The organism is Sphingomonas bacterium (genome assembly GCF_903644055.1).
Taxonomy (GTDB): domain Bacteria; phylum Pseudomonadota; class Alphaproteobacteria; order Sphingomonadales; family Sphingomonadaceae; genus Sphingomonas_I.
Genome location: NZ_CAHJXD010000237.1, coordinates 1 through 9,040, shown reverse-complemented (window position 1 = coordinate 9,040; position 9,040 = coordinate 1). Strand labels below are relative to the sequence as shown.

Annotated in this window: 7 protein-coding genes and 1 pseudogene; all 8 read left to right on the top strand. The window is 69.2% G+C overall.

The genetic code is table 11. The features are described 5' to 3' along the window. Positions 1 to 435: glutamate ligase domain-containing protein (locus tag HUU94_RS10515; protein ID WP_302480197.1), on the top strand; the 435-nt coding region annotated here is incomplete at its 5' end. Beyond that, on the top strand, positions 436 to 1,506 hold the full coding sequence (gene mraY / locus HUU94_RS10510) for a phospho-N-acetylmuramoyl-pentapeptide-transferase (protein ID WP_174275031.1): 1,071 nt from the start codon (positions 436 to 438) through the stop codon (positions 1,504 to 1,506). After that, positions 1,503 to 2,915 carry a UDP-N-acetylmuramoyl-L-alanine--D-glutamate ligase gene (gene murD, locus HUU94_RS10505; protein ID WP_254602135.1) on the top strand — a complete coding sequence of 471 codons (1,413 nt, stop codon included), beginning with the start codon at positions 1,503 to 1,505 and terminating at the stop codon, positions 2,913 to 2,915. The genes mraY and murD overlap by 4 nt, the downstream gene beginning before the upstream one ends. A 121-nt stretch (positions 2,916 to 3,036) precedes the next feature. Next, a complete protein-coding gene (locus tag HUU94_RS10500) occupies positions 3,037 to 4,269 on the top strand; it encodes a peptidoglycan glycosyltransferase FtsW (protein WP_438827117.1) in 1,233 nt (410 codons plus the stop codon). A gap of 9 nt (positions 4,270 to 4,278) precedes the next feature. Continuing rightward, positions 4,279 to 5,601, top strand: a complete 1,323-nt coding sequence (gene murG, locus HUU94_RS10495; RefSeq protein WP_174275030.1) for an undecaprenyldiphospho-muramoylpentapeptide beta-N-acetylglucosaminyltransferase — start codon at positions 4,279 to 4,281, stop codon at positions 5,599 to 5,601. Between the two features lies 1 nt (position 5,602). Beyond that, entirely contained in the window at positions 5,603 to 7,009 is a 1,407-nt protein-coding gene (murC, locus tag HUU94_RS10490; protein WP_174275029.1) for a UDP-N-acetylmuramate--L-alanine ligase, read from the top strand. A 149-nt stretch (positions 7,010 to 7,158) separates the two neighbouring features. Beyond that, positions 7,159 to 8,052 (top strand): annotated as a pseudogene (gene murB, locus HUU94_RS10485) (UDP-N-acetylmuramate dehydrogenase); the annotation flags it as partial. After that, positions 8,049 to 8,996 carry a D-alanine--D-alanine ligase gene (locus HUU94_RS10480; RefSeq protein ID WP_174275027.1) on the top strand — a complete coding sequence of 316 codons (948 nt, stop codon included), beginning with the start codon at positions 8,049 to 8,051 and terminating at the stop codon, positions 8,994 to 8,996. The pseudogene murB and the gene HUU94_RS10480, both read left to right, overlap by 4 nt. The last annotated feature ends 44 nt before the right edge of the window (positions 8,997 to 9,040 follow it).

Genomic DNA, 9,040 nt, shown 5'->3' with positions numbered 1-9,040 from the left:
GGGCTGGCGGGGCGCGGGCGGCGGCTTGCGGTCCGCACGCGGGCGGGGGACGCGCTGCTGATCGACGAGGCGTATAATGCCAATCCCGCCTCGATGCGCGCGACGTTGGCGGTGCTGGGTGCGGAGCGCGCCGACCGCCGCATCGCGATCCTCGGCGCGATGAAGGAGCTCGGCCCGGCCGAGGCGGAACAGCATGCCGCGCTCGCGCAGCCGATCGAGGCGGCGGGCGTCGATTTCGCGCTGCTCGTCGGATCGGAGATGGCGCCGCTCGCCGAAGCGCTCGAGGGCCGGATCGCCTTCGCGCTTGTCGCCGACGCCGCCGCCGCGACCGATCAGGCGCGCGCGCTGATCGGCGCGGGTGATGCGGTGCTCGTCAAGGGATCGAACTCGGTCGGGCTGGCGCGGCTGGTCGACGCGCTTTCGGGGGTGAACTGAATGCTGCACTGGATCGCCGAGCAATTCGGCTTCCCCCACCTGCTCAACCTCGTTCGCTACACCACGGTGCGCGCGGGCGCCGCGGCGATCACCGCGCTGGCGATCGGGCTGCTGATCGGGCCGCGCTTCATCGGCTGGCTGCGCGTGCGCCAGGGCAAGGGCCAGCCGATCCGCGCCGACGGCCCGCAGACGCACCTCTCCAAGATCGGCACGCCGACGATGGGGGGGCTGATGATCCTGACCAGCGTCACCTTCTCGATGCTGGTCTGGATGGACCTCACCAACCGCTACGTCTGGGCGTGCATGCTGGTGACGCTCGGCTTCGGGCTGATCGGCTTCCTCGACGATTACGACAAGGTCAGGAAGCGCAGCCATGCCGGGGTTTCGGGCCGGGTGCGGCTGGTGCTGGAATTCATCGTCGCGGGCGTCGCCGCTTATATCATTACGCGCGGCAACAGCACGATCCTCTATCTGCCCTTCTACAACGGGCCGGTGATCGATCTGGGGCCGTTCTACATATTGTTCGCGGCGTTCATCATCGTCGGTTTCGGCAATGCGGTGAACCTGACCGACGGGCTCGACGGGCTCGCGACGATGCCGGTGGTGATCGCCAGCCTCGCCTTCTTCGTGATCGCCTATCTCGTCGGCAACATCAAATTCGCGACCTATCTCGGCATCCCGCACGTTCCCGGCGCGGGCGAGCTGACGATCCTCACCGCCGCGATCATCGGCGGCGGCCTCGCCTTCCTGTGGTTCAACGCGCCCCCGGCGGCAGTGTTCATGGGCGATACCGGCAGCCTCGCGCTCGGCGGCGCGCTGGGCGCGATCGCGGTGACCGCACACCACGAGATCGTGCTGCTGGTGGTCGGCGGCCTGTTCGTGCTGGAGACCGTCTCGGTGATCCTCCAGGTGTTCTTCTACAAGCGCACCGGCAAGCGCATCTTCAAGATGGCGCCGATCCACCACCATTTCGAACAGCTCGGCTGGAGCGAGCCGACCGTGGTGATCCGCTTCTGGATCATCAGCTTCGTGCTGGCGCTGGCCGGCCTCGCGACGTTGAAGCTCCGGTGATCACGAGTCCGGTCTTTCGGGGCAAGCGCTACGCGGTGCTCGGGCTGGCGCGGAGCGGGGCGGCGACGGTGGAGGCGCTGCTGGCGAGCGGGGCGAGCGTCGTCGCGTGGGACAGCGACGAGGCGAAGCGCGACGCGATCCTCCCCGGCACGGGGAGGGGGACCGCTCGCAAGGCGAGTGGTGGAGGGGGCTCGATGCAGAGCACTCCGCTGGTTGAGAGCCCCCTCCACCATCCTGCGGATGGTCCCCCTCCCCGTGCCGGGGAGGAACTGACGTTTGCCGATCCGCTCGCGATCGATCTTGCCGGGTTCGAGGCCGTCGTCGTTTCCCCCGGCGTCCCGCTCAATCGCCATCCGATCGCCGCCAAGGCGCGCGATGCCGGCGTTCCCGTGATCGGGGACATCGAATTGTTCGCGCAGGCCCGCCCCTCGCTGCCGCCGCACAAAGTGGTTGGCATCACCGGCACCAACGGCAAATCGACCACCACCGCGCTGATCCACCATATCCTCGAAACGGCGGGGGTGCCGAGCCTGATGGGCGGCAACATCGGCCTGCCGATCCTCTCGCGGGCGCCGCTGGCGGAGGGCGGCGTCTATGTGCTGGAGTTGTCCAGCTATCAGATCGACATCACCTTCACGCTCGACTGCGATGTCGCGGTGCTGACCAATATCACGCCCGATCATCTCGATCGCTATGCGGGGTTCGAGGGCTATGCGGCGAGCAAGGCGCGGTTGTTCGCGATGCAGTCCCCCGATCATGGCGCGGTGATCGCGACCGAGGACGATGCGACGCGCGCGATCGCAGACGGGCTTCGTGCTCCTGCGCAGGAGCACGCGGTGACGGTGGTGACGTCGCACGACATCGCCGATCAATCGCGCTGGCCCGCGCTGCAGGGACCGCATAATGCCCAGAACGCCGCCTGCGCGATCGCGGCGTGCAGGCTGCTCGGGCTGTCCCACGATGCGATCGAGCAAGGCCTGCGCACCTACCCCGGCCTCCCCCACCGCATGGAGCGCGTCGCGGAGAAGGCGGGCGTGCTCTTCGTCAACGACAGCAAGGCGACCAACGCCACCGCGACCGCGCCGGCGCTCGCGGCCTACCCACTTATCCACTGGATTCTCGGCGGACTGCCCAAGACGGACGATCTGGACGACTGCAAGCCGCACTTCGATCATGTACGGGCGGGCTATACGATCGGGGAGGCGGGGCCGATGTTCGCACGCATCCTGCGCGAGGCAGGCAAGCCGGTGACGGAGAGCATCACGCTAGATGTCGCGGTGCGTGACGCGGCGGCGGCGGCGCGGGCGGGGGAGGTGGTGATGCTGTCGCCGGCGTGCGCCTCGTTCGACCAGTTCAGCGATTACGAGGCGCGGGGCGAGGCGTTTCGCGCGGCGGTGGGGGCATTGTGAGGCGGGAACCGAAACTTTCCCGTTCGTGTCGAGCGAAGTCGAGACACGTTCTCCGCTCGCGAGCGGCACGTCCCTCGACTTCGCTCGGGACGAACGGGTCCAATCGGGTAGGGGCACTTTGATGGCGACGATGGCGGCAGACGGTTCGACACCCGCGCCCAGGCGCAAGCGGCAGGGCGATCGCTTCGGGCGGGGCGATCGATCGGCGCTGGCGATCTGGTTCTGGGAAATCGATCGCGTGCTGCTAGCACTGGTGACCTTGCTGATCGGCATCGGGCTGATCGCGGTGGCCGCGGCGGCGCCGGCGGCGGCGCACCGCTATTCGGATGCGCACCATGCCTTCCCGCGGCTCTATTATTTCTGGCGGCAATTGATCTGGACGGGGATTTCGGTGCCGATCCTGATCGGCGTATCGATGCTGCCCAAGGCGGCGGCGCGGCGGGCGGCTCTGGTCGGCGCGGTGATGTTCACGCTGATGCTGGTGCTGGTGCCGATCCTGGGCGGCGCCGAGAAGAACGGCGCGCAGCGCTGGCTGTATTTCGGCGGCGTGCAGGTGCAGCCCGCCGAATTCCTCAAGCCGATGTTCGTCGTCGCGGTGGCGTGGATGCTGTCGCTGACCGCGCGGGACAGCAAGCTGCCGACGACCGCGATGACCGGCGGCTTCCTCGCTGTGGTCGCCGCGCTGCTGATGAAGCAGCCCGATTTCGGGCAGACGGTGATCTTCGCGGTGGTATGGGCGATGATGCTGATGATCTCGGGCGTGGGCATGAAGTGGCTGGCGGCGCTCGGCGGTGCCGCGATCGCGATGGTGGGCGCGGCCTACGAATTCTATCCGGTGGCGCACGAGCGGATCGGGCGCTTCCTCAATTCGGACGATCCCGCGCACCGCGAGGTCGGCGGGCAGGTGGAGAGCGCGCTCCGGACGCTGACGCATGGCGGCTTCGTCGGCACCGGGCCGGGGGCGGGGACGATGAAGCTCAACCTGCCCGAGCCGCACACCGATTATATCTTCTCGGTGATCGGGGAGGAATTCGGGCTGATCGCCTGCGTGGCGATCGCGCTCATCTATCTGGCGATCGTGATGCGCGTGCTGATAAAATTGCTCCACGAGGAGGATCGCTTCCTGATGCTGGCGAGCGCGGGGCTGGTTACGCAATTCGGGATGCAGGCGCTGATCAACATGGCGGTCAACGTCCATCTCGCGCCTTCGAAGGGGATGACGCTGCCGTTCATCAGCTATGGCGGCTCGTCGATGATCGCGCTCAGCCTGGGCTTCGGGCTGCTGCTCGCCTTCACGCGCAAGAATCCCTTCCTGACGCGCTCGCCCTATGTGGTGACGTGGAATCGCGGGTAAGCGCCCACAATGAATGTCAGCCGCCATTTCGTGCTCGCCGCCGGGGGGACCGGGGGCCATATGGTGCCCGCGCATGCGCTGGCGGCCGAGCTCATGGCGCGTGGGCATCGCGTCGCGCTGATCACCGACGAGCGCGGGCAGCGGATACCGGGGCTGTTCGATGGCGTGCCCGTGCATGTGATGCCGGCGGGGCGCGTCGCGGGCGGGCCGCTGGGCTGGGTGAAGGCGGCGCGCGGGATCCTGGCGGGACGCGCGATGGCGCGGCGCCTGTACGACAGTTTCGAGCCGACCGCGGTGGTGGGTTTCGGCGGCTATCCCGCGCTGCCCGCGCTGCTCGGCGCGACGGCCGACGGCATCGCGACGGTGGTGCATGAGCAGAATGCGGTGCTGGGCCGCGTCAACCGGCTGGTGGCGGGGCGCGTCAAGGCGATCGCCACCGCCTATCCCAGTGTCGAGCGGCTGCGGCCGCGCTATGCCCGGAAGGTCCACCTCGTCGGCAATCCGGTGCGCGAGATCATCCGCCAGATCGGCATGAAGCCCTTCCCCTCGCTCGACGATCAGGCGCCGTTCCGCATCCTCGTCACCGGCGGCAGCCAGGGTGCCACGATCCTTTCGACGGTGGTGCCCGATGGGCTGGGGCTGCTGCCCGCGCCGATCCGCCAGCGGCTCCAGATCGTCCAGCAATGCCGGCCCGAGGATATCGAGCAGGTGCGCGCGCGCTATCGCGAGCTCGGCATTCCGGCGGAGCTCGCCACCTATCTGCCCGACCTGCCCGAGATATTGGCGCGATCGCACCTCGTGATCGCGCGCGCGGGCGCATCGACGATCGCCGAGCTGACGGTGGCGGGGCGCCCCGCGATCCTCGTGCCGCTGCCGAGCGCGATGGACGATCACCAGACCGCCAACGCGCGCGAGATGTCCGCCGCCGGCGGCGCGCGGATGATCGCGCAGGCCATGTTCACCCCGCAAGCGCTCGGCCAGCAGATCGGCGCGCTGCTGGAGGACCCCGAGGCGCTGATCGTCGCGGCGGCGCACGCCAAGGCGAGCGGGATCCCCGACGCGGCGGCGCGGCTCGCCGATCTGGTCGAGAGCTTCGGGCGGACGCCGGTGATGGATGCGATCGGGGATGACGTGCGGGCGAAGAAGAAGGCGGTGAAGCGGACGCTGGCGATGGGAGGCGCGGGGAGGAACTCCTTCAAGTTCCTCCCCGGCACGGGGAGGTGGCGCGCCGAAGGCGTGACGGAGGGGGCTCTCGACCAGGCGCTCCGCTCGTTGAGAGCCCCCTCCACCAGCCTGCGGCTGGTCCCCCTCCCCTTGCAGGGGAGGAATTAGGATGCGCGGCGTCGGCACCGATATCGGCACGATCCACTTCATCGGGATCGGGGGGATCGGCATGTCGGGGATCGCCGAGGTGATGCACAATCTCGGCTACAGCGTGCAGGGATCGGACGTCGCCGAGGGCTATGTGATCGAGGGCCTGCGCAAGCGCGGCATTCCGGTGGCGATCGGGCACAGAGCGGAGAATCTCGGCGATGCGGCGGTGGTCGTCACCTCGACGGCGATCAAGCGCGGCAACCCCGAGGTCGAGCTGGCGCTGGAGACGCGCGTGCCGGTCGTGCGGCGCGCGGAGATGCTCGCCGAGCTGATGCGCCTCAAATCCACCGTCGCGGTGGCGGGGACGCACGGCAAGACGACGACGACCTCGATGGTCGCGGCTTTGCTCGATGCGGGCGGGGTCGATCCGACGGTGATCAACGGCGGGATCATCAACAGCTATGGGTCCAACGCACGGCTGGGCGCTTCCGACTGGATGGTGGTCGAGGCCGACGAGAGCGACGGCAGCTTCCTTCGGCTCGACGGCACGGTCGCGGTCGTCACCAACATCGATCCCGAACATCTCGATCATTACGGCTCGTTCGATGCGGTCAAGGCGGCGTTCGTCGAGTTCGTCGAGAATGTGCCCTTCTACGGCGCGGCGCTGATGTGCCTCGACCATCCCGAGGTGCAGGCGATCCTGCCCAAGATCCGCGACCGCCGGGTCGTGACCTACGGCTTTTCGGCGCAGGCCGACGTGCGCGGCGTCAACGTGACGCCGATCCCGGGCGGCAACCGCTTCGAGGCGATGATCCGCGAGCGGGGTGGTACTGTGCGATCGATCGAGGGGATCGAGCTGCCGATGCCGGGGCGGCACAATGTCCAGAACGCGCTGGCGGCGATCGGCGTCGCGCTGGAGCTGGGCGTGCCCGATGCGACGATCCGGACGGGGTTCGCGAAGTTCGGGGGGGTCAAGAGGCGCTTCACCAAGGTCGGTGAGGTGGATGGCGTGACGGTGATCGACGATTACGGCCACCATCCGGTCGAGATCAAGGCGGTGTTGTCGGCGGCGCGCGAGGGCGCGACTGGCCGGGTGATCGCGGTGGTGCAGCCGCACCGCTTCACGCGGCTGCGCGACCTGATGACCGATTTCCAGACCGCGTTCAACGAGGCGGACCTCGTCTATGTGGCCCCCGTCTATGCGGCGGGCGAGACGCCGATCGAGGGGGTCGACGCGGGCGCGCTGGTCGCGGGGCTGAAGCAGCGCGGGCATCGCGCGGCGCTGGAGATCGCTGGGCCCGAGGCCCTGGCGGAGGCTTTGGCCGTCGAGGCGCGGGCCGGGGATATGGTGATCTGCCTGGGGGCGGGGGATATCACCAAATGGGCCGCCGGGCTCGCCGAGGCGATCGCGAAGGCGCGCGGGTGAGCGGGGGTTCTGCCTCGTTCCTCCCCGGCACGGAGAGGGGGACCGCCGGCGAAGCCGGTGGTGGAGGGGGCTCTCGACCGGGCGCTCCGCTCGTTGAGAGCCCCCTCCACCAGCCTGCGGCTGGTCCCCCTCCCCGTGCCGGGGAGGACCTTCGGGGTTCGATCGAGGCGCGGGGGTCGCTTGCCGATTTCATCTGGTTTCGCACCGGTGGGCCGGCCGAGTGGCTGGTGCGGCCGGCGGATGTCGAGGATCTGGCGGCTTTTCTCGCGAGGCTCGATCCCGCGGTGCCGGTGATGCCGATCGGCGTGGGATCGAATCTGATCGTGCGCGACGGCGGGGTGCCGGGGGTCGTGGTGCGGCTGCCCAAGAGCTTCGCCAGGGTCGCGATCGAGCCGGGCAACCGCGTGCGTGCGCGAGGGGCGGCGATGGGGATAAGCGTCGCGAGCGCGGCGCGCGATGCGGGGATCGCGGGGCTGGAGTTCCTGCGCGGGATACCGGGGACGGTCGGCGGCGCGGTGCGGATGAACGCGGGCGCTTATGGGCGCGATGCCAGCGATATCCTGATCGAGGTGCGCGTGGTGCTGCGCGACGGGCGGATCGAGACGTGGCCGGCGGCTCGGCTCGGCTATTCGTATCGGCATTCGGACCTTCCCGAGGGCGCGGTGGTCGTCGAGGCGCTGTTCGAGGGGGCGCCCGGCGACCCCGAGGCGATCGGGGCGGAGATGGACCGGATCGCCGCCGAGCGCGAGGCGAGCCAGCCGCTGAGGAGCCGGACGGGAGGATCGACCTTCAAGAATCCGCCGGGCGGGAAAGCCTGGGCGCTGATCGACGCGGCGGGGTGCCGGGGATTGCGCCGAGGCGATGCGCAGGTGAGCGAGAAGCATACCAACTTCCTGCTCAACCTCGGCGCGGCGCGCGCGGCGGAGATCGAGGCGTTGGGCGAAGAGGTGCGCGCGCGGGTGCTGGCGCATTCGGGGGTGGAACTGGAGTGGGAGATACAGCGGGTGGGTAATCCCCTCCCGCATGCGGGAGGGGAGGAATGACCCTGCACGTCGCGGTGCTGATGGGGGGATGGTCGGCGGAGCGGGAGGTTTCGCTGGTCTCGGGGAACGGCATCGCCGAGGCCTGCGCGCGGCTGGGGCATCGCGTCACGCGGATCGATATGGGGCGGGACGTCGCGCGCCGGCTCGCCGAGGCGGCCCCGGACGTCGTGTTCAACGCGCTGCACGGGACGCCGGGCGAGGACGGGACGGTGCAGGGGATGCTCGACCTGATGGGGCTGGCCTATACGCATTCGGGCCTCGCGACATCGGTGATCGCGATCGACAAGCAGCTCACCAAGAATGCGCTGGTGCCTCACGGCGTCCGCATGCCGGCGGGGCGGATCGTGACGAGCGCGAGCCTGTTCGCGGGCGATCCGCTGCCCCGGCCCTATGTCGTCAAGCCGGTCAACGAGGGATCTTCGGTCGGCGTCGCGATCGTCACCGCCGAGGGCAATTACGGATCGCCGATCGGGGGCGACGTTCCGGGACCCTGGAGCGACTTCGAGAGCCTGCTCGCCGAACCCTATATCCGGGGGCGCGAGCTGACGGTTTCGGTGCTCGACGGCCCGCAAGGTCCGCGCGCGCTGGGGATCACCGAGCTGATCCCCAAGAGCGGCTGGTACGATTATGCCGCCAAATATACCGACGGTATGACGACGCACGTCTGCCCGGCCGAGAATATCCCCGACGATGTCGCGGCATCGATGCTGGCGATGTCGGTCAAGGCGCATGTCCTGCTCGGCTGCAAGGGCGTGTCGCGATCGGATTTCCGCTGGGACGATGCGGCGGGCGAGGCGGGGGTCTTCCTGCTCGAGGTCAATACGCAGCCGGGGATGACCCCCTTGAGCCTCGTCCCCGAACAGGCGAAGCTGATCGGGATGAGCTACGACGCGCTGGTGCAGGCGATCCTCGACGAAGCGCTGAGCCGGGAACGCGCGGCATGAGCGCGCGCGCGACCGCGACGCGGCGGCGCGGCACGCCCGCCTCC

Bases quoted from the DNA above. Each gene is read 5' to 3' on its own strand.
- HUU94_RS10500 (WP_438827117.1), top strand. From the start codon at position 3,037: ATGGCGACGATGGCGGCAGACGGTTCGACACCCGCGCCCAGGCGCAAG.
- HUU94_RS10480 (WP_174275027.1), top strand. From the start codon at position 8,049: ATGACCCTGCACGTCGCGGTGCTGATGGGGGGATGGTCGGCGGAGCGG.
- murC (WP_174275029.1), top strand. From the start codon at position 5,603: ATGCGCGGCGTCGGCACCGATATCGGCACGATCCACTTCATCGGGATC.
- murG (WP_174275030.1), top strand. From the start codon at position 4,279: ATGAATGTCAGCCGCCATTTCGTGCTCGCCGCCGGGGGGACCGGGGGC.
- mraY (WP_174275031.1), top strand. From the start codon at position 436: ATGCTGCACTGGATCGCCGAGCAATTCGGCTTCCCCCACCTGCTCAAC.